Annotated in this window: 1 protein-coding gene; it reads right to left on the bottom strand. The window is 48.9% G+C overall.

The annotated features are described in order from the left end of the window. The coding region (locus SB773_RS30860) for a virulence activator alpha C-terminal domain-containing protein (protein WP_486304306.1) at window positions 1–313 on the bottom strand (313 nt) is incomplete at both ends.

Genomic DNA, 313 nt, shown 5'->3' with positions numbered 1-313 from the left:
CAGGATGTAGTCACCAAAGGAAGGATGGTCCGGATGATCGGGGACACCTTCACAGTCTGTTGAGAGTTCCTCTATGTAATCCTCATACATTTGGAGTTGTTCTTTGCAATGGTCCATGCGCTCTGTAAAAATCTCAGTCGCCATCTTCTCGTCGGCGAGCCACATACAATAGGCTTTTAACACGATCTCATCACGCACCACCGGCTCTGCTGCTGGTTGACCAAGCCATAACTTTAACGCAATTTGTCCTTTCTCGGTGATGGAGTATACCTTCTTGTCTGGCCGATCCGTTTGATGGACACGCGTGAACTCC

The sequence above is a fragment of the Bacillus sp. SIMBA_074 genome (assembly GCF_046534555.1).
Lineage (GTDB): Bacteria > Bacillota > Bacilli > Bacillales > Bacillaceae_G > Bacillus_A > Bacillus_A mycoides.
Note: the sequence above shows the minus strand (reverse complement) of the source record. Positions and strands in the feature narration are given on the sequence as shown.